Origin of the sequence: Cryobacterium sp. Y57 (genome assembly GCF_002929505.1) — a bacterium.
Taxonomy (GTDB): domain Bacteria; phylum Actinomycetota; class Actinomycetes; order Actinomycetales; family Microbacteriaceae; genus Cryobacterium.
The window spans coordinates 179,624-204,425 of sequence record NZ_PJJL01000070.1 but is presented as its reverse complement, the minus strand read 5'-3'; the positions used below and the strand labels follow the sequence as shown (position 1 = coordinate 204,425).

Sequence of the window (24,802 nt, the reverse complement as noted above, 5' to 3'; positions counted from 1 at the left end):
CCATACTGCACAAGGCCGCGCACCCAACGCCTCGACATCAACGATGCTTGCGCGTTATGCCAGCAAATTATGGATCTCGCGCAACGAAAAAAGCCCCGCCACTTGATCCGGTGAAGGATCAAGCAGCGGAGCATTGGTGTGCGGGTGGTGGCTATGCGGCGGTGTACGTCGGCGTCTTGGAGCTGCCGAGCATGAGCGTCTCGATCTTCGGCCAACGGTTGCCGAGCCACCGAGCGAGGGCGTAGTAGGCGAGGATCACGAGGGCTGTGACGAGGGAGTAGAGCAGGGTGCGCCATTCGGGATCGACGGCGACGAGAAAGTCGAATACGGCGAGGATGCGGCTGGCGAGCCACGTGAGCAGTGCGCCGATGAGTGCAGGGACGCCAGTTCGGACATACGCCAGGGCGCGGATGCGGATGGTGTCGCCGAGGGCGAGTTCAGTGGTGGTCATGGTATTGCTCCTTGGGGTGGGTGTCTTCGAGTTCTTGCCGGATCTGGTCTTCGTCGTCGGCAGCCTGGATGCCCGCGGCGTCGAGGCGCTTGAAGACGGCGAGCATGCCGCGCTCGAGCCGGTCGACGGCGAGTTCTGTGCGGTCGCCGGCGTCCTTGATGCTCGAGCCGTCGTTCTTGTGGGTCTCGTGGTAAATGCCCGCGATTCGCGCATCCTGCGCAGCCAGGGTTTCCGTCTGGCTCGCGAGCGTTTCTGATTGGTTCGCGAGCGTCTGGTCAGTGCGAGCCATGAATGCTGTCAGCCCACGAATGCTCGCAAGGGTCGCGGCGAATGCGAGGAAAGCTTGCGCGGCAGCCACCAACGCAAGTCCCCATTTGCGGCCCCATTTAATGGCAGCGACGATGGCGAGTGCGTAGATCAGCAGCTCGAGCAGCGTGACCGACCCGGCCCAATCGATGAACCAGTCAGGGAAAAGCTCAGGCATCAGCTGGTCGGCTGCTGGCATGAATCAAAGCCGCCATCATGGCCGCATGTTGAATCTGGGGCATGCCGACACATCAGGCGCGGATTGCGGCGAGGTTGTCATTGACCGTGGAAATGAAGCTGTCGAACCGGGCATCGTCCACCGCCGTCGCGGGGCCGTAGACACTGATCGCCACATCGACTTCTGCCTGCGTGATCAGCGGGCGCACGGTCAACTCGCCCACCTTGTAGTGCATGATCCCCGTGACCTTGCCCGAGCCGTCCGAGGCGTGCGTGGTGTGGAGAATGACCTTCATGGTTGATGATCCGATCTGCCGAGTGACCGGCTGTGCGAGGGCGATGAGGGTGGCGGATGCGAGCGCAGAGCCGAGGTGTTCGAGCGGGTCGAGCTGGGTGCCGTCAGTGTCGCGGTATTCCTGATGCGAGTGCACATAGCGGGTGCCCGAGTTGCCCATGACGGCGATGATCTGCCCCCGGGCGACGCGCTGCCCGACCGCGACAAACTGCTCGGCATGGTGCGCGAGCAGCGACGTCGTGCCGTCGTCGTGAAGAATTACGATACGGTCGCCGTAGCTACCCTCAGGGCCGACCGCGGTGACCACGCCCCCGGCGGGCGCCTTGATCTGCCGGTCCTGCTCGGTCATGTTTCCGTGGCCCTGATCGATGCCCCGGTGCGGCCTGCTGCGGTTGCTGAGCTGCTGTTCGTGATAGGTAGTGATCCCACCGCGTGCGGCGAGGATTATGCGGGTCATTGCGCAGCCCTGAATGCCAGTGACATGCGGACCTGAGTGTTGCTGCCCGTTTGGCCGGTGACGGTAACCGTGCCGTCGTCGCCGAGCTGCAAACCGCACGCCCCAGGTGTGCCACCAGTGCCCTGCCATGCAGCGCACCCAGAATTCGATACAGGCCGAAACCCCGCGGGCAGGGTGAGTATCGTCTCGTTGTTCCCGAAAGCTGCGTTCTTGGTCAGGATGAAGTTGGCCGTTACGATGCCGTTGTTTTTGGTGAGGTCGGATTCATTCAGCACCCAGCCCGAGCCGAGAGCGGTCAGGGTTCCTCTGTATGCAGCTAGCTGGTCCGCAACCTGCATGGGTCGCCGGTCGAAAAGCGCTACCGTCGTGGTGCTGGAATTCACCACGCCCACCACAGTGGCTGATCATCCACAACGCCGGGAGTCGTGTTGATCGTGGGGTAGGCTGTCGGCGGTGCCGTCGGGGTGGCGCTGGTCGTAGTGGCACCGGTAATGGCGACGAGCTCGCACACGTTCGTCGCCCACGTGCGGCGCAGAACGATCAGGTGCCACTGTCCGGCAGCGGGTGCGGAGAATGCGATAACCTCGGCAGCGGTAGAAGTGGTCAGCACTCCGGGCGCATAAGCATCACCCGCCGAGATCGACACCGAGCGCACACCCGAAACCTGCGTGGCCGCGAAATCTGCCGTGCTGCCGACCGCATACCGCACGGCTGCGAGCTGCATCAGCTTGGCGAATTGCGCCTCGTTCATGGTGCCGTCGAAACCAGATCCTGTGATTGCCATGTCGTCCTACCTGCTCGTTGAAAGTCGTCGTTGTGCAGAGGCAAGCTGCGAGATAGCCCGTGCAAAAAGCTTGTCGGGGTCGTCAGTGCGATCGCCGACCTGCGGGGTGACCGTCGCGCCCGTGGTCTTGTCCCATGTGAGATTCACGGCCAGAATCTGATCAGTGAATCGGACGCCGTTTGCCATGACTGATATGTGATCGCCACGCCGAAACCCGCCCGGTGCGTACTGGAATTGATCCGTTTCGGAGAGGCTCAGTGATAGGCCAGCAGTCGGTGCACCATCCGAAAGACCCTTCGCGCCCGCCGCGTTCAGGTAGATCCTGAAAGCGTTCTTATCAGCCGCGGAAACTTCATCACGCAGCAGGTAATACTTCGCGATCCGATATTGATCAGCGAGCGTGTCCGGCCAATTCAGGGTCGAGCCCGTAGCATCCCGAAATACTTCGATGATGTCGCCGTACTCATCCTCAATCCCGGTCGTATCGCGCACCTCCCAGAACGCTCGTGCAACATTCTCGCCAGGGCCACCTACGACGATGCGGGTTGCGGTCGGGTATTGCTGTGACCAGTCGCCATCGAGTACCACGGCAGAATCCACAGTCAGGTCCAGAGGCCATGTTGTCGGCTCCCATACATCGGCGGTAATGGTCGGAGAGACACCGTCATGCTGAAAGCTGAGGCCCAAGCCGGTTTCGAGCAAAAGTCCCGCCAGGGCCTCATTCAGCGGTGCCATTCGCACTGGCAAAATATCATCGGAGGCGTAAGGAAAGGGAAAGCGGAACTGGTTGGGCGCGACAGTGACGGGCCTTCCAAGCCGCTCGATCATGTTTACAGATATGAGGTCTTTAATGGCTCCTTCTGCAGAGTCGCCACCCGTGTGAGGTAGTAGTGGGCTTTGCTGAGCGTTACGGTGGCACCTGAATTGAAATAGATATTCGACTGTGCTGTGTCGCTCATAGAGACTGGTGAAAGATTCTTATCCGGCGCGACCCAGCCGAGGGTGTTCATCATGAGACGGTAGTCGTCCTCCACTTGGAAGATGACCGTGCCGAACGCTGCCACCTTCCCCTTGGGATGCAGCAGCGGGCCGGACATTTCGTGCCCGCCCTTGTACGTGATTCGGCAGCGCGCACCCTTCGCCAGCATGAACGGCAGCATCTCGTCAGACGCTGAAACTTCGATCTCACCCGTCCCCACTGCATTGAATTGCGGCGTGAGATCCAGGCGGATCGGATCGGCAAGATTCCCCAGCCACTTGAGCGCCTTGTCGAAAATCTGCACTACGAATGGTGATTCCATCAGAAAGCCCTTCTGTATTGCGGGAAGAAAGCGACCTGCACGGAACCTGCACCGTTCAGCACAATGCCAACCGGAACCGAACCGCCCCGAGGAATCTGCGCGAATTGGATCGATGAGAACTGGAAAAACGGAACGATCGTCCCCACGCCGGCCACCCACTTTCGGGCAACCTGCACAGTCGGATTCGTATCAATCACCAAGCTCTCACCCGCCGCCAATGACAACGTGGCCGAGATAACCGACCCTCCGACATTGATGGAAAAGCTCACAGCCGGACCGTAAACAGTCAGTGTCGGCCATGCCGGAGTGTCGCCAGGATTCGAAATAGTTGCGCCGTCCACCGTTGATGCTGAGCCGATCGTGAAGACGAAATTGGAACCAGGTGGGGCGTAGAAAGTGCCCGTGTCAGCGGCTGTCTGGAAAACCTTCGAGGACAGAGGGCCACGCCAGAACGGCTTGTCGGCGACCATCTCCAGGCCGAATGGATAACCGGTCACGTCGGTCGGATCTAGATTGAACGCTAGGTCACCGTCACTCACGAAACGAAGATCCAAGAAGCGGACTTTAGTCTCAGACGACGAAACCGTGAGGCGGCAAGTCACCTCAGGATCCATCATTTTCCAGAAAGCGCTTTCGGATTCCATCCACTCTTCTACGTCCATGCCCATCGGCATGAGCAGAGGGAGGAAAACCGTTCGCGCCCCCGTTTTATACCCGGTGACTTCCTGCCCATCTTGCGCTGGAGTTTCCCTGGTAAATGTCTCGAAGGGGGGGGCATCGACAGTCCCATGAGCCCGGCGCTACTGAGACGGATGGGACCGCGCTTGATGTCGTACTCAGTCCCATCCTGACCTGTCAAGGTGTATTCGCTCATATGACACCTACCCCTCGAATGCCAGACATCATCTGTGCGCGATGCTGACCAATCCGCAGCTTGCGAATGACGTCGTCAGCGTTCGCTCCAATCGGGCCGTTGAAGTTGTTTGTGATCCCGGGCGCAGTCCGTGAGGTATTGCTAGGCGTGGACGCAGTGATCCCGCCAGCAGCCATCGGCATCACCTCCATCCGACGCATCGTTTCGAGAAGAATCGACATCGACCGGGCGGACCCGTCGATGGGAATGAACGACTCAGGAACGTCACCCCTGTCGCCGACCACGCGCCACGTGTTCGCGGGCACGACCTGAGCAATCGGCTGCATCGGGGTCAGTCCGCGCACACCACCAGCGGCCATGAACTCTGTGACACTACCCTGGGCATTGGGGCTGAATCTGATATTCGTACCGTCGATCCGGTAGGTTTCTCCGCCGACAGAATCGACCGTAGCCCGGACACGACGGCCGTTCACGCCTTCGATCCACCGGTTCACTTTCGCCTCTGCCGTCGCGGTGTTCGCGTCAATCACAACTGTGCCGTCAGGCAGAGTCGTGATGCGGTCCGCGAGGCCCTGCACCTTGGCCTGCTGCGCCTCAGCGTTGGAGCCAAACTCAGTCGTCGCCGAAGGAGGAGTCTGCAGAACCGTGTCGATGAGCTTGCGCGTCTGCTCCTCCGTGAGGCCCATCTGCGTAAGTTGCCCTACGAGGGCGTCCGTCGAAGTCCGATACCGCGCGGCCAGTTCGTCCTGGCTTTCACCAGCCGTCGCTGCCGCAGTCGTCTGTTCCCCCATTGCCGCTAGCGAGTTGCGCACCTGATCCTCGAGCAGCTTGCCCGAATCAGACGCGCGGATGTTGGCTAGGTCGATCCCGTCGAGGCCGTAGGTGGCACCCTCAGCGGTGACGCCGACCTCGCCGATGGTATCGATTAGCCGCAGCGAGGCATCGTTCAGGTACCCCATCGCCGTGGTGCCGTCCATGAACCCGTTGAACGTGCCCGCAGTATCGTCGAGGTCGTCATGCAGGCCACGGATAGTGTCCGCTGCATCCTCGGTGGTGGAGTCAAAACCGCGCATACTATCCGCGAGGGCGTCGAGTTCCTTGGGCCGCCCCTCCCAACCATTCATAACGTCGATTGCGCCGGCAATACCTTCGACCATGTCTGCGAGGGGACCAGAAACGAATTCACCGAAAGCCTCGGCACCGTCCGCCGCTGCGTCGATCAGTGTGTGACCGAAGTCCAGCGCGCCGTTCGCGAGATCTTGGAAGAACTGAAGCATTGGACCACGGTTTTGCGAGATCCAATCGGCGGCCTCCCCTAGTGGGTCGGAGAAAGCGGCCGCGAGGGCGCCTTTCATTCCGTCAGTGGCGACCTCGATGTTGCGCTTCGCCTGCTCCATCTTCGTCGCGTCATTGTCCGTGAGGGTATCGAACATCTTCTGTGCGGCACCCTGCACGCCGTTGAGCTGGGTGACAGCGGTGGACAGGTCCATGGCGAATAGGGCAGCGCCCATGTCTTCAGCCTTCGTGCCGAACAATCCCACGGCCGCCGCATTGCGTAGTACCGGATCCTCGGTCTCGCGCAGCTTCTTCAATACCTCGTCGAGCCCGTCACGTGCGTCAGCACCACCGCGGGAAATCTTCGCGGTCATCTCTTCCGCATTGAAGCCCAGGGATTCAAAAGCAACGGTGGAGGCCTTCGACGCATCAGTGGCGCGGATCTGGAACTCTTTGAGAGCGTCGGCGGCGATGTCGCTGTTTCGTGCGCCCGCATCCAATCCCTGGTTCATCAGTCCAAGCGCTTCTTCCCCGGACAGCCCGAGTCGCGCGAATACCGCCGGGTACTCGGTGAAGGTGTCAATCAGATCTTCGCTCCGGTTCACGCCCTCACGAGCGCCGGTCGCGAGAAGATCGAATGCATTCTCCGCCGACTTCGCCACACCGGAACTGAGCAAGGTGGTGACCGCGGCAGCGATCGGGCGCACATCCTCACCGAGAACGTCAGCGATACCGGACAGCCCCTCGACAACCTTCTGAGCACTCTTTGTGGAAGCATCCTCGTCGATCAGGTCGAACTGCAGAGCGAGGCGGGTCGTGTCCATGTTCGCCTCGACAGAATCGCCAAAGTTCTTTGTGTACGCCTCACCAGCAGCACGTCCTAGCCGGAGCGCGTCAGCCTCGCTGATCCCGGTTAGGGCTTGCAGCCTGTCGTTGCCGACCTCGACCTGTAGCCCATCCTGAATCGCGCCACTGATGGCCTTGCCAATCGCGACACCAGCGAGCACGATGCCGCCGGCAATGGGGATAGCGGCCAGCGCTGCGATGAGAGTCCCCTCGATATCGCCACCGACAGCCTCGCCGACCTTCTGGCCCGCACCACGTGTTGCGGAGTCCAATCCCTTCGAGAAAGACTTACCGCCTTCCTGGCCCGCAGCATCGGCCTCGCTGCGGAAGCGGGAGAAGAAACGACTCAGGCGGCTTTCCGCCGGTGTCGGGTCGGCGTCAACAGCGATCATAGTCCGGGCAGACTGTAGCCCGGCGAGGTTGCGCTCGATCTTCGACAGGGCCGCCTCGGCACGACGAACATCCGCCGTCACGTCAAGGCCGCCAAGCGCGCGGACCTCAAGGTCGGCGAGACGCTGCTGCGCCCGGGCGAGACCCTTCTCAGCCCGGGTAACGTCCGCATCCAGCTTCAGCGACGTGTCCTGCGAGACAAGCTTTCTAGCGGCCGCCTCAACCCGGTCCATGCTCTCGAGCGCCGGCGCCACGTCAACCTTGATCCGGATCTCCCCGCTCGCAACTTTGGCGAGCTCACGGGCGGCCGATTCCGCGATGCCATAGGAGCGCGTGAGGACGCTCTGAATCTGCGCGGCAGACTTTCCGGCGGCGCGATCCGATTCAAGGTAGTTGGAGACAAGCGCGCGCTTCTGCCGGGCGGATGCCTCGGTTGTGTTCGCGAATGCGACCTTATAGGCGGCCTCAATCCGATCTGCGCTGGACAGGACCTCGCTGGCATCGGCGGTCAGCTTCTGCTTGATCGGCTTCTTCTCGATACGTTCGCCGATGGACTTCACGTCCTTGTCGGCCTTCTGAACCTGACTGGTGTCAGCGGTAAAGAGTACTTCCAGCTGGGCAGCTCGGAGAGTAGCCATGGATCACCTCCGGGTGAGTACCGCGCGTAACCGCGTCGGCGAATCGATCAGACTGAATATCACCGCCCGAACGCCGGGCCATGGTCGTGCAAGGACAGCGGGGTCGTACAGGTCGATGCCGCGCTCAGCGAGCTCTGCAACGACCAGCCGCCAGTTGATGATGAGAGCCAGCAGTGATCCGTCGATGTCAGCAGCCGGCGTCTTGCCTGGCAGCGCGTCGGGTGATTCTGGTTTCAGATGTTGGGGCACAGGCTTGTAGTCCTGATACCAGCCGTCCGCGTCAGGCTCACCGATACCGAAGGGCGCCCAGTCCTCCGCGGTGTTCAGTCTTTTGGGGCCGCACCACCTGCAATGCCAGGTGTGAGTTCGCGCGGCATCCACAGCAGCTTTGCGAGGGTGTCGGCGTATTCCTTGCCGCGCGCCCAGTAGAACACTGCGTAGTAAGTCACGCGGTCAATGGTTGCGGCGGGGACTTTGTCGGCGACCATCGCAGCATAAGCATCACCCAGGGCGGGGTGCTCGTTGCCGATGCTGTCGAGCATTGCCTGCACCTCAGCGGGAATCCCACCTGTGACGAGGCCAAGGTTCACTTCGCCGCGGACCGCCGCCGCGAGGATCATCTTCGCTGCCTCAACTGTGAGAGGACGCACAGTGTACGTGCGCCCTCCCAGCTCGAGCCTGAGGTCGGGCGCAACCCACTCGCCGAAGTCGATAGCGCCCACGGGTTACGCCGCCACGGTGTAGTTGACCGCAGCCGAGATACCCACCGCATTGGTGATGGTGACGGGCTCGACGCCGGCCGCGAGCGGCGGGATCGTCGCGATGATCGTTGAAGCGCCCACCACGGTGTAGGTGTCGACGTCGAGGACGATCGCGTCGAACTTGAGCTGAGTGACGCCGGTGAACCCGGTACCTGTGATGGTGACCTGGTCGCCGATCCGCTTGCCGGTCGGGGTGATCGACGTGATGGTCGGGGCTGCTGCACCCCACCCAACGAACGGGTTCGCAATCTCTTCATAGGGGCCCTTGCCGGTGAGGGAAATCGACAGCACCTCGATCTCGCCGTTCGGGCCGGTGTTCTGGCGGGTGTAGGAAACCGTCGTGAAGCCACGGCCCGCGTCGTTCGGGTTTGGTTCGCCCGACTCCGGCTTGTGATACCAGCGCACGTCGAGCACGGCCGACTCGCCCTTGGCGGTCGGCTTTGTGCGTGCGAGGAGAGCTTCGATCTCGAGCAGGTACAGCCCGGTCGTGATCGAGCGGTTCACCTGGACATTGAACGCGAGAGCAAACGACCACCCAGTTACATCCGAGTTTGCGGAGCCGAGGTCGTCGTAGGTCTGCGCGTCCTGCATGTTCGGGGTCGGAGAGGGCTGGAAACCGCTGATGCGGCGCACTGGCTGCCACGCCGGCGCGTTATACGTACCGAGGTTGACGTCGATGCCGTACTCAAAGCTCTTACCGAGCGTAGAACCAGCGGGAAGGGAAACTGTATTGCTCATGTGAGAGCCTCCAAATTATCGAGAATGATGAGGTAGTTCTCCGTGCGCATTTCGCGACGGTTGTCGTCGGCGCCGGCTGGCGCCATGGATTCACGACTGATGCTGCTAATCCCTCCCATACGGGAAAGTCCATGGAGAGCCGCGAACGACGGGGTAGAAAGAGCGTCGGCACCATCGGGTCGGCCAGGCCCGCCGCGCAGTCGCAGTTGCACGCGGCGCCACCCCAAGAACCGCTCGTCGGTGGTGCCGTACACGCGGACGCCGGCGGCCTTGTCGGGCCCAGTGCCAAGCGTGCCGTAGAAGACAGCGACCTCGTCAGCCGTGTAGACCGGCCCGTTCTCGCGCCACGCCCACCCGGCTATGGCGCCGAGCTCGCCACAGATAATTTTCGTCAGCGCAACGTCATCCAAAAGCGGCCCGCACTTCCGCCGCAAGGATCGCGCGCACGTCGACCTCATCGAGGGCAGCCTCGAGGAACTTCGCCTGCTCGCCCGGCTTGTGCTGGTAGTCGAGGTCCTCGTGCTGAATGCGCGAGATGTGCGACTTGAACCCGACCTGCAGGGTGAGGTCGTCCACCACGGAGAACCCCGACTTATCGGAGTCGCCGCCATCGGTCGGGCTCTTCTTGCGCGCAAGCTTGAGGATCTGCTTGCCCGCGTCTTTTAGACCGTCCTGAACGGCCTTCTCAAGAATGTCAAGGACCGGCACATTTATCTTCACGTGGTTCCTTCCGGTAGCGTGTGGGCGTGCGCAAACTTCTATTAGTTGCGGTGCTCTTGAGCGCCCTGTCTCTGTCTGCATGTTCGAGTGCAGAGGGGGAAATGCTGCAGTCCGCCGGTACAAGCACGCCGTCTCCCGCGGGGAAAGCATTGTCCGCGCCATCGGCTGAGCCGTTCGTCGAGCCGTGCGCGAGCTATTCCCCGACCGAACCATTGGCTCCGCCGACCGGAGCCGAAGAAATTGTTACGGCGGCACAGAACGCAGAGCTGCCAGAAAACGTGACACTCAAGCTCGGTGTCCAGGTGATTACTTCGGTGGATGACCCTGCAACGTTCGAGGTAGTCGCTCGTGTTTGCAGTGATTTCCTAATGCGCGAGGAGCTAGTCGCCGTGGGTAACAGCATCGCGAAGGCCGTATACGCCGTGCCCACGCACGAGCAAGTGACGCTGCTGATGATCAGCCCCTGGGTGCCTGATGGCGATTCGGTAAAGCAAGACGAGAATCTTGGGGTGATTCAGACCGATTATGAATTGTTCCTCTGGGACACGACGAATAGGCCGTTGGACTCGAACTGGAAATAATCAGGTAAGCGACAGAACAAGGAACGAATCGAGGCCATCGTCGCCGTTCTCATCGACACCGACAGCGAGCACTTCCGCCGCGCGCTCCCGGCTGGTGCCGGGCCACACAGTGACGAGCGAACCGACCGGGACGTGTTCGCCGATCGGCACGGTCACCGATGATGAAGACACGACCTCGGCCCCGGCGGAGTTGCGGACGAGGCGCTGCTCGTCTTTGACCTCGCCTCGGACGGTGCGTGCCGTGCCGTATCCGGTTCCCATGCCACCGGCCGAGAGGGCGTTTCGGATGCTCAGCGTGTGCGGGTACCAGAACGGGTCATCCCAGCTCACGAGTACTCTCCCTCGGCCCACTCGCGTCCGAAAGCTCGCGCCTTCGGGAAGCTGCCGACCGGGAGGCCAGCAGATGCCACGTCACACAGCGAGCGGAGGCTCATGATGTCGTCCTCGCTGAATGCGCCGCCGGGGTCGTTGTAGCTGATCGACGTGCCATTGCGACCGCGCGACTTGACCCGGCGAGCACCGGGCGCCGGCACCTCAGCGATGACGCCCTTGAGGATTGCGATTGTGTCGAGCTTCCGGTCGTCGTCGTCGGGGATCGAATTGAGACAGGGGGCGATGGAGCGCGCGCGCACCAGGATGCGCCGAGCGAGATTCTCGTTGTCACTTATTTGGATTGGAAGAATCACTCCATCGCCCCCTTCTCGTTACTGCTTGGTTTCGGCGGCGACCTTGTCGGCCGCGGCCTTCTCTGCGGCGGCCTCATCGGCCGCCGCCTTTTCAGCAGCCGTGGGCGCCTTCAGCTTCTCGATGAGCCCGAGGGCCAGGGCGTGCTTGATGCCTTTGACGGTGAAACCGTCGCCAATCTGCGCGCCGCGGTACAGGTACCGCTCGGTGCCGCCCTCGATGGGGAGTACGACGGCTGCGCCCTTGACGACGTAACGATCAGCCATCAGAGAGTCGTTCCGGTGATGTGCAGACCGGCGTGCGGCTCGAGCACGACGGGCACCACGACGCGGCGCGCACGGACGGTGTAGCTGTCCGTCTTGTTGCGCTGCGAGTAGGTCTCCACGTTGAAGTCGCCGGAGCGCGTGTAGTCGGGGGAGCCGAGATCCTCGTCGGCCATACCGCCGAGCTGTACGCGGTCGACCAACATCGGGTTCGAGCCGACGATGTGCGGCGAGGTCACCCACGTGTAGCCGAGCAGGTTGGTCGGGAACTGCCCATTGACGATGGGGTTACCATCCTCGCGGGGCAGTACGCCGGCGGAGGCGAACAGACCCATGACCTTCGCCCACTGCGCGCCACTGAGCGCGACGGTGTCGAGGTCGAGGCCGAGGCCGAGGGCCAGATCCTCACGCTCAGCCTTCGCCGCAGCGAGAGCCTTCACGACGTTGTCGATCGAGGTCCACGCGCTGGAAGCGAACGTGTCGGTGACCTTCGACGCGATGACGCTCATCGCGATGCCGTCGACGTCGCGGATAACGCCGTTGACGATCTGGTTGAGAGCGCGGTCGACGGCACCGAGTGCGCCGCGCTTAATGCGCTCGTCGGTGATGTCGGTCTCGAGGCCGCGCTTGTCGGTCTTGGCCGAGGCCATGCCGCCATCATTGATGATGGTCTTCGGGTACTCGCCACCAGGCGCGACGGACTGCGACCCGTCGGTCGGGAAGATCTCCTCGCCGGTCTCGTAGAAGATCCCGCCACCCTCGGCGGTGTACCGGCCCGAGAGCAGGAAGTCAGAGATGAAACGCTGGTCGACGAGCGTCGAAACGCGCTTTGCGATCAGCAGCGGGTTGCGGAGCAAAAGGTGGATCTGCTCGGTGGTCAGCGCGCCCGAGGGTCGCGCAACCGGGTAGGTGTAAGACGCCATGTCTTCTTTGCTCCTTAGATGAACAGGACGTCGATGACGTCCAGGTCGGCGGTGGCAGCCTCGAGGGCGATGCCGATGGGATTGACGCCGGCACCCTGGGTGGCGATCTTTCCGGCGGCAGCCGAGATGACCTTCGCGCCGGCGGCGATGGCGCCGCTGGCGACGAGTCGCTGCACGCCGGAGGGCCGGGTGTAAACGGTGACGGCATCGCCCACGATGGTGTCGACTGAGGCGACACCCACCACGGCGGCAGAGTCGGCACCAGCGGGGCCCACGGTGAGGTCGCCGGTCACAGCGACCAGGCGGCCACCGACGACGGCAGTAGAGGTGTTGAACGTGACGGACTTGCCGGCGCTGAACTTGGGGAGGTAGTCAGCCATGGTTAGGCCTCCTTCGTGTCGGTGCCCCACGCGGCGGCGTAGAGGCTGGATGCGGCGGTCGGTTCGTCGGCGGTGCCGATCTCGGTCACCGGGACGGTGTTCTTCGCCAGCGAGGCGATGACGGCAGTGGTGCCCTCTTCGCTCGCGGCGAGGTTGGTCAGCCACAGGTCGCGCGATGCGTCCGTCTGCAACGGCGCTGTCGACGATCGCGGTGCGGCGTGCGGCGACCTGCGACTCGTGCGCCTGACGACCCAGCGCGGCGTTGGCCTGCAGGTCAGACAGCACGGCGGAGTCGATGAGCACAGTTCCGGCTGGGACGGTTGGGGAAGGGGCGGTGGCCTGGTCGAGTACCACGTCAACGGCCGCGAGAAGCTGGTCGTCGGTGGTTGCGGAATCGGTAATGCCGAGCCGCTCGCGGAGGCCAGCCTTAAGAAGAGTTTCACTCACGATGAGCGGTTCCTTTCGGTTGGGTGTTCCCGGCTTGGACGAGCTCGGGAGATCAAGGGACGCGAGCGACGGAATCGCCGTTCGCGCTCGTGCAGAGAACCGCGCGCGGTCCACTGGCTGAGATGCGGGGATGTCGGACCATTCGTCGGCGAGACCGGCGGCTACGGCTTCCTCAGCCGTATACCAGGTCTCAGCCTTCATGGCGTCGCGCCACTCGGCCCGGTCGGTTCCGGTGCGGCCCGCGTAGACATCCGCGAGGGAGTCGGCCAGCTTCTGCAGGATCGCCGCAGTCTCTTCCATGTCCGTCGCGTTGCCGTAGACACCGCCGGATGCATCATGGATCATTAGCTGGGAGCCGCGATTCATGATGACCTTGTCGCCCGCCATGGCGATGATCGACGCAGCCGAAGCGGCGAGGCCGTCGATGTGCACCGTGACGAACGCGCGGTGCCGGCGGATGGCGTTCATGATTGCGATGCCGTCCCACGCTGCGCCGCCGGGAGAGTTGATGTAGACGGCGAGATTGTCCACGTCGAGCGCGGCGAGTTCAACCGCCATGCTCGAAGCTGATACGCCACCGCCCCAAAAGCTCTCGCCGATCTCGTCGTAGATGAACACGTCGGCCGAAGTTATCTCGTCCACCGCGGCTCGTGGCTCGATGCGGAACCAGTCCCGAGCTTTCTGTTTGATAGTCATGCCGCCTCCTCTGGCTGGTCGTTATCGTTTGCTGCGTTGAGGGCGGCTCCGGAGCGGCGAACGATGTCGCGCGCCTCGGCCTTCGAGAGCACGGTGCCCACCCCGAGGTAGACCTTCTGGACCACCTCGGCGGCCGCCCGCGCAAACTCCGCGTCCGTCAGCGACCCATCAGAATTAGCTTCGGGCTCGGTCGCGTCCTTCACTGGCAGGCTGAATGCTGCCCGCATGAATGCTTCGAGCGTCTCGTCGGGCTTGATCACGCCGCCATCGATGAGGCTCTTGAGTGCCTCCGCAGTGAGCGACCCGCCTGAACCGATGGGCTTGAACACCAGCCGCGGGGCAGGCTCGTTCTCGCCCCAGTTCCAGTCAACGAGATCTTCGACCACGTGCGCCTGGGTGACCTCGGCAATGTGCGCCGCGACTGCGTTGAGCGAGCTGGTGAAGAAGTCAGCGAAGGTTGATCCGAGCGCCCACGAGCCGGTCTCGGTCCCGAGGTTCAGGAAGTGCGCCAGCACCGCGCGGGCGATTTGCTCGTCGTGGTACCGGATCGGCTGATCCGTGTCGGGCAGCTTGCCCGTGACACCCATCAGAACAAGGTTTGAACCATCCGGGATCGACGCGCCAGCGGCGGCGCCAGCGCGGAAACCCTTCGCGAGCTTGAGGCCAGCTTCCTTCTCCGACTCCTGCCACGCCACACGCTCGGCAGCATCCGCACCATCGGGGACAGGTGCGCCCGTGTAGACCGGCACGCCGAGACCGTTGCGCTCCACAGTGAGAGCCTGAGCGCGCAACATCCGATCCTTCAGTAGCCAGTTCTTGTACGCCGTGCGCAGCAGGCTTTGGCCGATCCAGTTGCCGCCCTCGCGGTCGTTGACGTACGCGACGAGCCGGTCGACGGGAATGGGTGCCGTGAGTCCATGCTGATTGATCGAGACGAGGCCGCCGTCGCGTGCGACCTTGATGTTCGAGATGCTGCGAGGGGGACGCCATGCGAGCTTCTTGAGCCGCAGCTTTCCACCTTCCGGCTGGTAGACCTGCTCGAAGTACGAGTGGCCGTAGACCAGTTCCAGCAGCGCCAGGCGCAGGTGCTCGCCCCATTGGAAGCGCCCGCGAGTGCGCAGCGCCTCCGCCCGAGAGCGACCCTTCACCGGCAAGCCGAGGTCGGTAGCCACAAGATCCACGACCTCATCGCTCGCGCCGGCAGGATCGATCATCCACTCGGCGCCACGGATCGGGAGCGTGACCGCGCGCAGCACGGACCCGATCTGGGAATCCTCGCGGCGCATCTTGTCGAACACCTCCACCGAAAACGGCCAGAACAAATCCGGGTTCGTCTCGTGAGACTCCGCAGCCATGCTCGCCCACGACGACAGGCCGCTGACCTGATAACCCTGTTCGTCGGGCATGCGGTACCTACTTTCAGAATTGGGCTAAAACGAAACGGACGCCAGGTTCACGTCGGTCGGTGCGACGTCGTCGCGGGTGACCATCTCGGCCTGCGGCGGGGGTGGCGGAGTTGCTTCGACAGGCTCGGGATTGAGCAGTTCGAGCGCGTACAGCGCGATCGTCTCCGCGATGAGGCCAGAGATATCGATGGGCAGGGACTTCGGCCGCGACCACGCCATGTTGTCGGCGTACGGAACAACGACGCCGCCCTGGACGGCTAGGTCGATGTCGGGCTGAGCGCTGACGACGAGGTTCTCGTCGCGCACCGCGTCCCGGAATCGGCCGGTGGCGATCGCGTACTTCGGGCCGTCGAACTCGTGGATGGTGAGGCCGAGCTTTCTGAGCGGCTCGAGGAACTCCATCGCGGGGCAGCCCTTGACGTTCAGAGCTACCTCACGTTGGCCCGACGCCTCCGCAAGCTCGGCAAGGTATTCGGGCAGCCACATCATTCCGGCACGCGATAGGCGAACGGTGGTGAACGGCTGCCCGTCCTCGGTGAGCACTGCAGAAGAAAGCCATGTCGTCTTGCGGTCGTGGGAAACATCTACGCCCCACACAGTGCGGGAACCTTTCGGAATAATGATCTCGTCGGCGGGCAGAACTCGGAGACGAAACTCCTTCACGTCAATGAACGAATCCACATCAGCGACAACCCACTGGCACAAAACCTCAGTGCGATACCCAGCCTCAGTCATGCCCCGAATATCCGAGAGCGCCGACTGCACCGTCATCGCACCGAAGCCAATGGAAGGGTTCGCCTGAAGGATCGCCTCGACGTCGTCGAGCGTGCACCCATCGGGCGCCGACCACTCGAACAGTCCAAGGGTGACATCGTGCCCGTTAGCGAAGTCCTCAGCCGACATGACGCAGGCTTCGACGTACGTCTCCCACTCCTCGATGGACTCCAAACCGGCGGTGCGCTGCGTTCGCAAGACGACCGCCGACGAGTCCCCCGCGTTCGAGATGCCCCACATCTGTCCGGACCAGAACGACTTCAGAGTCTGCGAGACGGCGTTCCACGCGGTCCACGTCTTCTGCTCGCGCATCTCATCCATGAGCACTCGCGCGGCAGGCTTTCCACGAGCGTTCGCCGCAGCACGGATCTCATAGTGAGCACGAGACCGGGCGTAGATGCCCTCCTTGCCGTTCGTATCCGACACCTTCGCAGTCGCGTTCTGCAGGGCCGGCAGTGCGAGCTCCATCTCCTCGTCCGTGTTCGGCTCTGGATCGCACCACATCTTCACCGCGGCCCACGGCTCACGGGCGATGTCAAGGTTCTGGGCGACGCCGACGACCTTGAACTTCACCGGCGGAACCATGTCAGGGTGACGCTTCGAGTCAACGAACAGCCACCACGCGGCAAGAACGGAGGCGATAGTGGTCTTGCCTTGCTGCCTGGCGACCAGAACGATGACGCGCTTGAACCGGTACTGCCCATCAGGCATGATCTCTAACGCGTGGATTAGCAAAAACTTCTGCCAGGGGTAAAGATTTACGCCGAGAATCACCAGCGCAAACTTGATCACCTCGAACCCGCGCGACGTTTCCGGGGTCAATTCGCGAAGAGGCTTCGTGAAAATGCGGGGTTCGGTGCGCCCTAGGAGCTTCGCAGCCACGTGAACCTCCGGGAAAACTAGGCGATACCGTGCTCCATTCGGAACTCAGCCAGCTCATCCTTGGGAGCGGGCCCCGACTTCTTGCCAGTCGCAAGCTCGCCGCGACCACCAGGGGTCAAGCCAAGGGACTCGCAGTACTTCAGGTAGGTGGGAATAGAGACATTGTCCGACGCCGGCGGGCGAACCTTCGACTCAGGGTCGCTCTCGATCTGATCAAGAATGTGATCGAGGATCGTGTCGTAGTCGTCGATCTTGTGTGCCAAGGCGAGCAGGGCCGCGATCGCGCCGGCGTCCTTGCCTTCACGGTCAAGGTGCTCGGCGGCCGCGACAGAAACGACAGTTCCCTCAACGACTGCACCCATTTCGGAATCCCTTCTACGCGTGTGCGCGCGTGCGACCCCCGGTCAGAGGGTCGGGGAGGGAGGAAAGGTCCCCTTGGCTCTGTCCACCCCCCAACCCGAAGACTGGATTTTTTGGCGACTCCCCCTATTGAGGGGCATTCGATGGTCAGTATCGGTGGTTCTCGATGTGGGCGCCGTCGTGACCGTGCTCGATGGTGATCGATGCGTCAGCTACTCCCAGCTCAGCGCTGCAGGTCGGGCAGACGGCGATGGTCTCGGCCTTGACGGTGGGGATGGTCTCGCTGCCTCCGGTTGCTGACCAGCAACGCTCGGCGATGTCCTCCGCGTAACTGCGGTACATCCTGCCGCTCTGACGTCGGGATGCTTCGAGGAGCGCGCGGTATGCGTCCGCGTCACTCATTGACTCAGGTGCTGCGATCTCGACCGTGGCGGGCTGGATCGTTGCGAGCAGTTCATCGGCTGCACCTTGCAAGGCGGCGACCATGGCGAAGATGATAGAGCTGTCGGTCGCGCCCTCAACGTGGGCGAGGCCGGTCTCAGTATCCATGGTCATGCGTACAGGGATGCTGAACGTGCCGACTGCCTGAGTCTCCCTGCCGTCGAATCCAACGCTCACGGTTCCGGTGATGGGTAGCATTGCGGCCATGGTTGGTTCTCCTGTCATCGTGGTTACCACCAATCGGCGACTGCAGTGCCGAGCCCGAGGCTCGGTGATTTTGTTCCGCGGTTCAAGTTGCAGAGTCGATGCGCATGGCGAAAATTACCGACGTCTTCTTCGAGCTCGGGGTAATCGCGAACAATGAAGTAGTGGTCGAGGTTGTGCGAGTCGTCAGTGCTGTGCGGGTCGGCAACGTAGTCGATCGGCATCTTGCAGAGCCAGCATTCGGACAGGTCGCGCACTTCGGGATCGTCGGACTCTGATTGCTTGCGGCCCTCGGCTAAGAACTCATCGCGCAGAAGGTTCATCCGGCGGGTGTTCGACCTTGCCATGCCGCCTCCTTGGTACAAACATCGGGCGACTTCCGCGTCTTTACGGTAGGCGAGTCGATTCCGGATGCCTCGTGAGTGGTCTTAGCCCGTGATTCTCAAGCCTGTGTACCGAGGTGATCAGCGCCTATCGCACTTCCAGCAGGTGTTCGTCATCGAACTGCACGGCGTACGCTTCCTCGATCTCGGCGTCCGTCACGGCTGGCCTCTCAGGTATGGCCCCACCCATCCGTGCAGGTACACCAGCTGCAGAGAGTCAGCCTGTGGGGGTCCTTTGCCGCCAATGCATACGGCGTTGACACGATGGGTGGGAAGCTTGAGCCGTATGCGCCTGCGGCCTACCAGTGCGTGTGAGCCAGCCTTACGCTGACTGTTTATGCTCGCTGCCTTGCCGCCGCTGAGCGCGGTGGACGGCCCGTTCCATGTAGGTCCGGGTGGCAAGTGTTGGACGCGGGTGGCGATGACTCAGGCTCGTAAGCCCTGCACTTCACCCGCCAGATCGTTTCTACTTGCACCGGAGATCCAGTACCGGCATGACCAGGAAAGAGTGCCTGGCAAGATGATTCGGTCGCGACTCGCCCGTGAATGGCCTATAATAGGGCATGTTTGTGTCGGGGGTGCGACCGAAAGTTAACGCGAAAAAGGCCGCCGCATGGGGGATGCGACGGCCTCTCTCGGGAACGAAGAAGGCAACCGCCGAGGGGACGAAAGTTGCTCAATGCATAGCATTGAGCCTACGGGGGGGGGGTAGGTCGCGCTACACCGTTTCTGGCGCGTCTGCTGCGCGGGTCCGATTGCCCATGATGTTCGCTCGGTAGCGCACCATGAGGTCGTCGTGCTCGATGACGACCACCCCAGCCACCATGCGCCGCGGCATCCCGTCGCGCATCCACTGCTTGATGGTCCATTCGCTGCGCTTCACCCGTCGTGCGGCGGTCTTGATGGTGTACGTCTTCTGGTTGATCGGTTTAGACATACATTGCCTCAAGTTCTCGGAACGGTTTCAGGTGTTTCTCGAACGTGGCGGGCTCTTGCACCCATTCGCAGTTCTCGCACATTACGGCGAATTCGGCGTTCAGCTTGTCGGGCAGCTTGAGGAACACCGAGTGCTCGCGACATACCGGGCACGGTCTCTTCTCGGACGACGGAACAGGCCGAGCCTTGACCCCGTACGCAGCCGACAGGCTGAACACGCCGCGTGCATCCTCGTGACCGACGCAGATGTCGTTGTGGAATTCAGTGGCCGATGTCGTGCCACAGATCCGCTCGAGTCGGTCAGCGAGCCAACCGACTTGCTGCGCGGCTTGCCCCGTGGCGACTTCAACGCTCACCGGACGCGACCCCTGCACCTCCCGGCCATTGGCCCACATCGGAATGTTCGGCCCGGTGTGCCCGAACTCTTCCGCGAACACTTCGATCCATGAGGCGAGTTTGGCGAACAGCGCATCCGAAGCATCGAGCGGCCCGAGGTTCAGTGGCGCCGGCGCTTCAGCACCGCCCCCACCGACCCGCTCGGAGTAGTCAGCCGCGCCGATTCCCCAGAGTTGCGCGCGCATGTTCGCCACCAGGTCAGGCACGAGCTTGAGCGCCGCCACGAGCCGGTAGAAGCACGAGTCGCACAGATCCCCATGCCGCGCGCCTTTCGGCTTGGGCGGGGCATCTTCGGCGTGCGGGTGAATGCATCCGCGAACACATGGGAACGCTGCGGCTTGCGCGTCATGGTCGGTTGTCATTCGGTGTCTCCGTTCGTGATGGGGATCACCCATCGGTGTGGGTACTGTTTCTCGATAGCGGGGCTGAGGTCGTCGGGTCCGATGCGCCTACCTCCGATGCGCAGGTTGCAGATCGCCGCGGTGAGTTCGCTCAGGGTCAGGCCGTCGATCTCGGACTGCCTCACACGGATCTCGTGGCCGCCGCCAACCAGGGAGGTGATCTTCAACCGTGGGATGGGCGCCGGCGGCTGGCCGGAATCGATTGCGCGGGTCATGACTGCACCACCCAAGGGCTCGCAGCGGTCCGGGTGACTACGCTCAGTGCGTCCGTGTTTCCGTCGAACCAGAGCGGCGGGTTACGAATGAACCGGTCGCACGCGTCGCGATCCTGAAACTTGTTGACGCGTGCGGTGTCGCCTACTCGCACTCCCCACTCAACAGTGGTCGGTGATTCAGCGGCTTAGAGTGCTGCTATCGCACTTTGCAGAATCGTCACGCAACCGGGCCCTTGCACCCCGAACCCGGCAACGAGGTCGCCCATCAGGGACCCTAGCTCCGCGATTGTCTCCGTGTGCGTGCTCATTCCATGTCTCCGTCTTCGATCAGCCCGTCTTCGATCAGTTCGCTGATGTCGTTGCCGCTCGATCCGGCGAGCTTCCGCACCGCGTTCTGCAACCGGGCCGTCTTGTCGTTCTCGCTCATGCGTCCTGCTCGTCTCTGGCCGTAGCGGCCGTGTTGTGAGTTGAATTCGTTGTTGAATGTTGTTTGGGGTGGTTGCGGCTCTGTCGAACCATGGGCTTCTGCGATATGCGCGTCCGGGTTCGCATCGTTGCCGGACAGATCTGACAAACCGACCCGACTTCGCCCGCATCCCGGCCGGGGGCATCCGCCTGCCGTCACCGTCGCGAGCTCATGCCCCGCACTCCGGGATTCGCTTTGGTGGCGTTAGCATGCGGGTATGCCTTTCGACGCAAATACCGTGATGCTTTGGTCCCTGCTCGCCCTGACTGTCACGATGATCGGCGCGATTATTTCGATCTTCGTGGTGCGTGCAGTAATCAAAAGTGCCGTTCTGGCGGCTCTCCGCGAGCACTCGAGTGAACAGCAGAGCGCCCGATCGGTCGGCAGCCCGTACTAGGGCTTGTCGCCCGATCTGAGGCGATCCCGAGGCGTCAAGGTGTGGTGCGCATCGTCGGCGCTCACGAGTCACCCCTTGATATTGTGGGCGGCTCAGGGGCCGGGCGGTAAGGGTTAGTGAGCGGCAGGGACTCGTCGCGCTCATACCGTGACAGGTACGCCTCAACGCCCTCGTCCCAGACCTCGGCATCATGCGCGGCTCGCTCGGCCAGTAATCTTGCCTTCGCAGACCGAATGACGCCGCCGAATATCTCCTGATCCTCGGCATTCATCGGCTCGCCGCCTCGAATACTGACAACCTCGCCGTCCACGTAGGCCGGGCGGCACTCGTCGGCAGTCACTCGCTCACCGCCCGATACTCGGCGGCACGATCGCGTAGCCACTTGGCCATAGCCTCTCGGTGCTGATCTGGACTCTCGAATAGGCCGAAGCCCATCCGCACATATACAGCTTCCGCAGCCAGCGCCAGAGCCTTCGAACCTACCTCCCGATCGTGCGCGGCCAGCCATGCGTCAAACTCAGCCCGGTTCGATGCGCGCAACCCACTCAGGTCTGTGCCGCCGTCCGGGTCTTCGCTTCGCCATGCGATTGCCATTGTGAACAGGTCGGCAATCCGCTCCGTCGATAACGTTGCGCCCCTCAGTCGTTGTCCTTCTCTGCTGGCACCCAATCGAGGATGCTGATCGTCTTGCATGGGAACCGCTCGCCGTCCTCAACGCAGTCGCCGAACTGCTCTTCGGTGTGGATCATGCGGAGCGCCCGGAACCGCTCAGGCTCGGCGGCGTCGATTGAAGCCTCACCCGCCGCGAACCCCGCCCGAAACTCCGTCTGTGGATTGCAACTGCGTGTCGTGCCCCGCTCGACCTCTCGGGCTTGCCAGGCTGTCGTTGCTGTGGTCATTGCTCTTCTCCTTGCTCTGTCTCGTTTGCTGTGATTTCTCGCCCGCAGGCCATGCACTGGTTAGTCCGAAACCCGGACTCGGGGTCGTTCGCCTTCGGGTAAATGTGGCCCCGCTTCAGGTCGTCGCACGCCAACCACTGCACATCCATGACCGGGACTCGCCGGTAGCGCTCGAACGCCTCCGGCACTATCCCGAAACCCGTCAGAATTTTGTCCGACCAGTCAGCCCATCGGTGGCGCGGCCATTCCTCCTGGAGTTCGACGTACTCGTAGCCGCCCTCAATCCCGCAGATGGTGTTATCGCGCTTGATGCCCTCGCGGGTCTGGCCACAATGCAGGCAACGGGTGCTCACGAGTTGCCCCGCTTCATCTCTGCCCGCACTGCAGTCCGTGCTCTACGTCATCCCAGAACCCCAGCTGCTGCGCGAGGTCGATCATGTGGTCCAGTTGCGGGATCGTGTAGGTGATCATTTCGTCTCCTTCGGTTCGTTGGGGCATCGCACAGCGCTCTTGCCGAACGGAGTTCGACAGTTCGAGCAGATATGGGCCGGTGGTGAATCCCACGACCGGCCCGGGGTTGGTTGAGGCGCGTTGAATGCGCCTTTGAGCGTCATGCGGCGACCTCATGTCCGCCGCACAGGTGGGCAAGCTCGCCCATGATTTTCTGAAAGCACGGCTTGCCGCAGAATTCGCAATGGCCGCAGATGCCGACCCGGTGAACGTCCACCCGCTCAGGGATGCACGCCCACTGATCGGCGCCAGGGGTGGGTTCTAGGCCGAGGGCGTCGAAGTCCCAGGCAATTTGGCCGGTCAAAACAGCGCCCCAGTAAGTTGCGGCAGCGACCCATCCTCGATGGTCAGTTGGCACTCGTTGCAGCAGTGCAACCATCCATCGGTTTCGCAGTTCACGTGACAGTCGGCGCTGTCGCATTCGATGTAGACACGGCGACCGTAATAGAGCCCGTCGAACGAGGTCAGTGACCCGTCTTCGCCGCCGCGAGCATCGTGCTCGTCCATGCGGCGGATGGTCCCGAACACAGGTTTGACGCTCTGGTAGATCCACGAGACGTGATCGCCGACCCCGAACCGGGCGACTGGTGCGGTGAGGTCGAACGTCACGTCCGCGCCTCGACCATGCACTGATCGCATTCGCGGGCAATCTCCAGCGCCCGCTCAAACTCCATTCCGTTCAGCGATTGGTGATCCTCGCACGCTGCGAACTGCTCCGTCATGATTTCCTCTCTGGGGTACGAGTAAAGGCACCGGCCAGATGGCGGGTGCCTTGTGAATAGGTGGGCGTTTTTGTGCGAAGTTAAGTAGCGGAATGTCCGCGCCGGATTCGGCGGGGCGACTTGTGCCGCCCCCGGGTTACGCGCTTAGAACGGTGTCTCGTCCGAGAAATTCCCCGGCTTGTTCCAGACGTCGCCGCCGGCGGCCGAGGTCGCTTCGGGCTGCGAGGTTGCACCGCCGGGTCCGGTCGGCGTCCATGGCTCGTCGTGCCCTTGGCCCCCCGTCGCGGGAGCACCGCGGCCGCCGGACTGCGCACGGGTCAGGCTCGCCGTCGCGTACCTGAGGCTGGGGCCGATCTCGTCGATCTCCAGTTCCATCGACGTGCGCTTTTCCCCTTCCTTCGTCTCATACGACCGCTGCTTCAGGCGACCCGAGGCAATGACGCGGCTGCCCTTGGTGAGGCTGCCGGCCACGTGCTCGGCGAACTCGCGCCAGACGCTTGCGCGGAGGAACAGCGCGTCGCCGTCGACCCATACGTTCTTGGCCCGGTCGAAGGTGCGCGGTGTGCTTGCGATGGTTAAGTTCGCCACGGCCAGGCCGTTCTGGGTATACCTGAGTTCGGGATCTGCGGTGAGGTCACCCACCACGGTCAAAATGGTTTCTCCACTCATGGGAGTTCCTTTCGTTGGCGGAGTAATCCGCGTTCGTGACGTGCTTGTTTGCGCCGGGCAGATTGCGTACGGTTGAACTCTTTGCTGCAGGTCATACAGACGCGCTCGACTCCGAGTCGGCACTCTGCGTTCGGCTTCAATCTCGTGTTCTCTTTCGTGAGCGCGTGGCCCTTTGAGCAGGTCGTCTGGTTGTATCGGCCACCACGATTTCGCCCGCGAGCTACGGCATCAGCGATGTTTTGCGCTTGGGTTCCCTCGATGAGATGCGTAGGTTCGATGCACGGCGGGTTGTCGCAGGTGTGCCGCGCCATGCCGATGACCGGTCTTCCCAGCTTTGATGACAGCGCCGCGCGGTGAGCGAGCCGAGACCCATTGACGGGCTTCGGTAGCACTCCGTAGCCGTTCTTGTTCCGCGCTCCGTCGAACTCTAGGCATGGAATTTGGTCTATTCGGGTACCATTCATGGCAGCTCTCCGATCGGTTTGACGATGGTGGGTCAGGTCCCGGCGGGTGTTGCAGCACTCGGTTTGGAGCCGTGCCAATTTGACGATTTGACCAGCTATTTTGCCTCTTTTTCCTCGTATATTCCGGCAGTTTTTGCGGCTTCGGCGATCGTCTTGGCCCACTCGCCGGGAGCCGGGCTGACGCTGATGGTCACGCCCATGTCTTTCATTTTCTGCATCTGGTGTTCCAGTTCCTGCTGGGGGGTTCTGCGTGCCATGTCAATTGCTCGTTTCCTGTTTGTTTTCGTGAT

The 24,802-nt window shown here is 62.5% G+C and carries 38 protein-coding genes; 3 read left to right on the top strand and 35 right to left on the bottom strand.

Annotated elements, in window-relative coordinates:
* Positions 1 to 151: 151 nt before the first annotated feature.
* The 14 genes from CXY72_RS13840 to CXY72_RS13780 form a co-directional block, all read right to left on the bottom strand.
* The gene (locus CXY72_RS13840) at positions 152 to 451 is read right to left on the bottom strand and encodes a hypothetical protein (RefSeq protein ID WP_104128244.1); all 300 of its coding nucleotides are present in this window, start codon (positions 449 to 451) and stop codon (positions 152 to 154) included.
* Entirely contained in the window at positions 438 to 956 is a 519-nt protein-coding gene (locus CXY72_RS13835; RefSeq protein WP_104128243.1) for a hypothetical protein, read from the bottom strand. The genes CXY72_RS13840 and CXY72_RS13835 overlap by 14 nt, the downstream gene beginning before the upstream one ends.
* A gap of 52 nt (positions 957 to 1,008) precedes the next feature.
* On the bottom strand, positions 1,009 to 1,686 hold the full coding sequence (locus tag CXY72_RS13830; protein ID WP_158252579.1) for a M23 family metallopeptidase: 678 nt from the start codon (positions 1,684 to 1,686) through the stop codon (positions 1,009 to 1,011).
* Positions 1,683 to 2,069, bottom strand: coding sequence for a hypothetical protein (locus CXY72_RS19625; protein ID WP_158252578.1), 387 nt, complete (start codon positions 2,067 to 2,069; stop codon positions 1,683 to 1,685). Before CXY72_RS19625 ends, CXY72_RS13830 begins: the two co-directional genes overlap by 4 nt.
* Entirely contained in the window at positions 2,066 to 2,470 is a 405-nt protein-coding gene (locus CXY72_RS13825; RefSeq protein ID WP_104128241.1) for a hypothetical protein, read from the bottom strand. Before CXY72_RS13825 ends, CXY72_RS19625 begins: the two co-directional genes overlap by 4 nt.
* Positions 2,471 to 2,476: 6 nt before the next feature.
* Positions 2,477 to 3,298 (bottom strand): hypothetical protein, encoded by an 822-nt coding sequence (locus CXY72_RS13820; RefSeq protein WP_104128240.1) that lies wholly within the window; start codon positions 3,296 to 3,298, stop codon positions 2,477 to 2,479.
* Between the two features lie 2 nt (positions 3,299 to 3,300).
* A complete protein-coding gene (locus tag CXY72_RS13815; protein ID WP_104128239.1) occupies positions 3,301 to 3,771 on the bottom strand; it encodes a hypothetical protein in 471 nt (156 codons plus the stop codon).
* Positions 3,771 to 4,439, bottom strand: a complete 669-nt coding sequence (locus CXY72_RS13810) for a hypothetical protein (RefSeq protein ID WP_146071185.1) — start codon at positions 4,437 to 4,439, stop codon at positions 3,771 to 3,773. Before CXY72_RS13810 ends, CXY72_RS13815 begins: the two co-directional genes overlap by 1 nt.
* A gap of 202 nt (positions 4,440 to 4,641) precedes the next feature.
* Entirely contained in the window at positions 4,642 to 7,794 is a 3,153-nt protein-coding gene (locus CXY72_RS13805) for a phage tail tape measure protein (protein WP_233197835.1), read from the bottom strand.
* Positions 7,795 to 7,797: 3 nt separating this feature from the next.
* Positions 7,798 to 8,043 carry a hypothetical protein gene (locus CXY72_RS13800; RefSeq protein ID WP_104128237.1) on the bottom strand — a complete coding sequence of 82 codons (246 nt, stop codon included), beginning with the start codon at positions 8,041 to 8,043 and terminating at the stop codon, positions 7,798 to 7,800.
* A 74-nt stretch (positions 8,044 to 8,117) separates the two neighbouring features.
* The gene (locus CXY72_RS13795) at positions 8,118 to 8,516 is read right to left on the bottom strand and encodes a hypothetical protein (RefSeq protein WP_104128236.1); all 399 of its coding nucleotides are present in this window, start codon (positions 8,514 to 8,516) and stop codon (positions 8,118 to 8,120) included.
* A 3-nt stretch (positions 8,517 to 8,519) separates the two neighbouring features.
* Positions 8,520 to 9,293: a phage tail tube protein gene (locus CXY72_RS13790; RefSeq protein WP_104128235.1), complete on the bottom strand. Its 774-nt coding sequence runs from the start codon at positions 9,291 to 9,293 to the stop codon at positions 8,520 to 8,522.
* Positions 9,290 to 9,703, bottom strand: a complete 414-nt coding sequence (locus CXY72_RS13785) for a minor capsid protein (RefSeq protein WP_233197834.1) — start codon at positions 9,701 to 9,703, stop codon at positions 9,290 to 9,292. The genes CXY72_RS13790 and CXY72_RS13785 overlap by 4 nt, the downstream gene beginning before the upstream one ends.
* A complete protein-coding gene (locus tag CXY72_RS13780) occupies positions 9,696 to 10,013 on the bottom strand; it encodes a hypothetical protein (RefSeq protein ID WP_104128233.1) in 318 nt (105 codons plus the stop codon). The genes CXY72_RS13785 and CXY72_RS13780 overlap by 8 nt, the downstream gene beginning before the upstream one ends.
* A gap of 26 nt (positions 10,014 to 10,039) precedes the next feature.
* Between CXY72_RS13780 and CXY72_RS19320 the strand changes: the two genes are divergently transcribed.
* Entirely contained in the window at positions 10,040 to 10,594 is a 555-nt protein-coding gene (locus CXY72_RS19320) for a hypothetical protein (RefSeq protein ID WP_146071184.1), read from the top strand.
* On the opposite strand, the gene CXY72_RS13770 is transcribed toward CXY72_RS19320, so the two are convergent.
* The 14 genes from CXY72_RS13770 to CXY72_RS20380 all read right to left on the bottom strand — a co-directional run bounded on the left by CXY72_RS13770 (position 10,595) and on the right by CXY72_RS20380 (position 20,812).
* Entirely contained in the window at positions 10,595 to 10,924 is a 330-nt protein-coding gene (locus CXY72_RS13770) for a hypothetical protein (RefSeq protein WP_104128231.1), read from the bottom strand.
* Positions 10,921 to 11,280 carry a hypothetical protein gene (locus CXY72_RS13765; protein ID WP_104128230.1) on the bottom strand — a complete coding sequence of 120 codons (360 nt, stop codon included), beginning with the start codon at positions 11,278 to 11,280 and terminating at the stop codon, positions 10,921 to 10,923. The genes CXY72_RS13770 and CXY72_RS13765 overlap by 4 nt, the downstream gene beginning before the upstream one ends.
* 18 nt (positions 11,281 to 11,298) lie before the next feature.
* Complete coding sequence (locus CXY72_RS13760) at positions 11,299 to 11,544, bottom strand: hypothetical protein (protein WP_104128229.1); 246 nt, start codon at positions 11,542 to 11,544, stop codon at positions 11,299 to 11,301.
* Positions 11,544 to 12,464 (bottom strand): hypothetical protein, encoded by a 921-nt coding sequence (locus CXY72_RS13755; protein WP_104128228.1) that lies wholly within the window; start codon positions 12,462 to 12,464, stop codon positions 11,544 to 11,546. Before CXY72_RS13755 ends, CXY72_RS13760 begins: the two co-directional genes overlap by 1 nt.
* Positions 12,465 to 12,478: 14 nt before the next feature.
* A complete protein-coding gene (locus CXY72_RS13750) occupies positions 12,479 to 13,987 on the bottom strand; it encodes a head maturation protease, ClpP-related (protein ID WP_104128227.1) in 1,509 nt (502 codons plus the stop codon).
* Complete coding sequence (locus CXY72_RS13745) at positions 13,984 to 15,393, bottom strand: DUF935 family protein (protein WP_104128226.1); 1,410 nt, start codon at positions 15,391 to 15,393, stop codon at positions 13,984 to 13,986. The genes CXY72_RS13750 and CXY72_RS13745 overlap by 4 nt, the downstream gene beginning before the upstream one ends.
* Before the next feature lie 24 nt (positions 15,394 to 15,417).
* Positions 15,418 to 17,049: a hypothetical protein gene (locus CXY72_RS13740; RefSeq protein WP_199184045.1), complete on the bottom strand. Its 1,632-nt coding sequence runs from the start codon at positions 17,047 to 17,049 to the stop codon at positions 15,418 to 15,420.
* Between the two features lie 17 nt (positions 17,050 to 17,066).
* Positions 17,067 to 17,411, bottom strand: coding sequence for a hypothetical protein (locus CXY72_RS13735; RefSeq protein ID WP_104128225.1), 345 nt, complete (start codon positions 17,409 to 17,411; stop codon positions 17,067 to 17,069).
* A 145-nt stretch (positions 17,412 to 17,556) separates the two neighbouring features.
* Positions 17,557 to 18,057: a hypothetical protein gene (locus tag CXY72_RS13730; RefSeq protein WP_104128224.1), complete on the bottom strand. Its 501-nt coding sequence runs from the start codon at positions 18,055 to 18,057 to the stop codon at positions 17,557 to 17,559.
* 23 nt (positions 18,058 to 18,080) lie between these two features.
* Entirely contained in the window at positions 18,081 to 18,401 is a 321-nt protein-coding gene (locus CXY72_RS13725; protein ID WP_104128223.1) for a hypothetical protein, read from the bottom strand.
* Between the two features lie 754 nt (positions 18,402 to 19,155).
* On the bottom strand, positions 19,156 to 19,374 hold the full coding sequence (locus tag CXY72_RS13720) for a hypothetical protein (RefSeq protein ID WP_104128222.1): 219 nt from the start codon (positions 19,372 to 19,374) through the stop codon (positions 19,156 to 19,158).
* Entirely contained in the window at positions 19,367 to 20,131 is a 765-nt protein-coding gene (locus tag CXY72_RS13715) for a hypothetical protein (RefSeq protein ID WP_104128221.1), read from the bottom strand. The genes CXY72_RS13720 and CXY72_RS13715 overlap by 8 nt, the downstream gene beginning before the upstream one ends.
* Entirely contained in the window at positions 20,128 to 20,385 is a 258-nt protein-coding gene (locus CXY72_RS13710) for a hypothetical protein (RefSeq protein WP_104128220.1), read from the bottom strand. Before CXY72_RS13710 ends, CXY72_RS13715 begins: the two co-directional genes overlap by 4 nt.
* A 304-nt stretch (positions 20,386 to 20,689) precedes the next feature.
* On the bottom strand, positions 20,690 to 20,812 hold the full coding sequence (locus CXY72_RS20380) for a hypothetical protein (RefSeq protein ID WP_255409289.1): 123 nt from the start codon (positions 20,810 to 20,812) through the stop codon (positions 20,690 to 20,692).
* 256 nt (positions 20,813 to 21,068) lie between these two features.
* On the opposite strand from CXY72_RS20380, the gene CXY72_RS13705 reads away from it, so the two are divergent.
* Complete coding sequence (locus tag CXY72_RS13705; protein WP_104128219.1) at positions 21,069 to 21,248, top strand: hypothetical protein; 180 nt, start codon at positions 21,069 to 21,071, stop codon at positions 21,246 to 21,248.
* 61 nt (positions 21,249 to 21,309) lie between these two features.
* Here the strand turns inward: CXY72_RS13705 and CXY72_RS19620 are convergent, their stop codons facing one another.
* The 4 genes from CXY72_RS19620 to CXY72_RS13685 are packed head-to-tail and all read right to left on the bottom strand — an operon-like array spanning position 21,310 to position 22,500.
* A complete protein-coding gene (locus CXY72_RS19620) occupies positions 21,310 to 21,588 on the bottom strand; it encodes a hypothetical protein (RefSeq protein ID WP_104128218.1) in 279 nt (92 codons plus the stop codon).
* Positions 21,585 to 21,842 (bottom strand): hypothetical protein, encoded by a 258-nt coding sequence (locus CXY72_RS13695; RefSeq protein WP_104128217.1) that lies wholly within the window; start codon positions 21,840 to 21,842, stop codon positions 21,585 to 21,587. The genes CXY72_RS19620 and CXY72_RS13695 overlap by 4 nt, the downstream gene beginning before the upstream one ends.
* Before the next feature lie 44 nt (positions 21,843 to 21,886).
* Positions 21,887 to 22,147, bottom strand: coding sequence for a hypothetical protein (locus tag CXY72_RS13690; protein WP_104128216.1), 261 nt, complete (start codon positions 22,145 to 22,147; stop codon positions 21,887 to 21,889).
* The gene (locus CXY72_RS13685) at positions 22,144 to 22,500 is read right to left on the bottom strand and encodes a hypothetical protein (RefSeq protein ID WP_104128215.1); all 357 of its coding nucleotides are present in this window, start codon (positions 22,498 to 22,500) and stop codon (positions 22,144 to 22,146) included. Before CXY72_RS13685 ends, CXY72_RS13690 begins: the two co-directional genes overlap by 4 nt.
* 272 nt (positions 22,501 to 22,772) lie before the next feature.
* Here CXY72_RS13685 and CXY72_RS19615 point away from each other — a divergent pair, with 272 nt between their 5' ends.
* Positions 22,773 to 22,922: a hypothetical protein gene (locus CXY72_RS19615; protein ID WP_158252577.1), complete on the top strand. Its 150-nt coding sequence runs from the start codon at positions 22,773 to 22,775 to the stop codon at positions 22,920 to 22,922.
* A gap of 35 nt (positions 22,923 to 22,957) precedes the next feature.
* Here the strand turns inward: CXY72_RS19615 and CXY72_RS13675 are convergent, their stop codons facing one another.
* The 3 genes from CXY72_RS13675 to CXY72_RS19610 all read right to left on the bottom strand — a co-directional run bounded on the left by CXY72_RS13675 (position 22,958) and on the right by CXY72_RS19610 (position 24,769).
* Complete coding sequence (locus CXY72_RS13675; protein WP_104128213.1) at positions 22,958 to 23,266, bottom strand: hypothetical protein; 309 nt, start codon at positions 23,264 to 23,266, stop codon at positions 22,958 to 22,960.
* A 257-nt stretch (positions 23,267 to 23,523) separates the two neighbouring features.
* Positions 23,524 to 24,048, bottom strand: coding sequence for a single-stranded DNA-binding protein (locus tag CXY72_RS13670; protein WP_104128212.1), 525 nt, complete (start codon positions 24,046 to 24,048; stop codon positions 23,524 to 23,526).
* A 559-nt stretch (positions 24,049 to 24,607) separates the two neighbouring features.
* Positions 24,608 to 24,769: a hypothetical protein gene (locus tag CXY72_RS19610; RefSeq protein ID WP_158252576.1), complete on the bottom strand. Its 162-nt coding sequence runs from the start codon at positions 24,767 to 24,769 to the stop codon at positions 24,608 to 24,610.
* Positions 24,770 to 24,802: the final 33 nt, after the last annotated feature.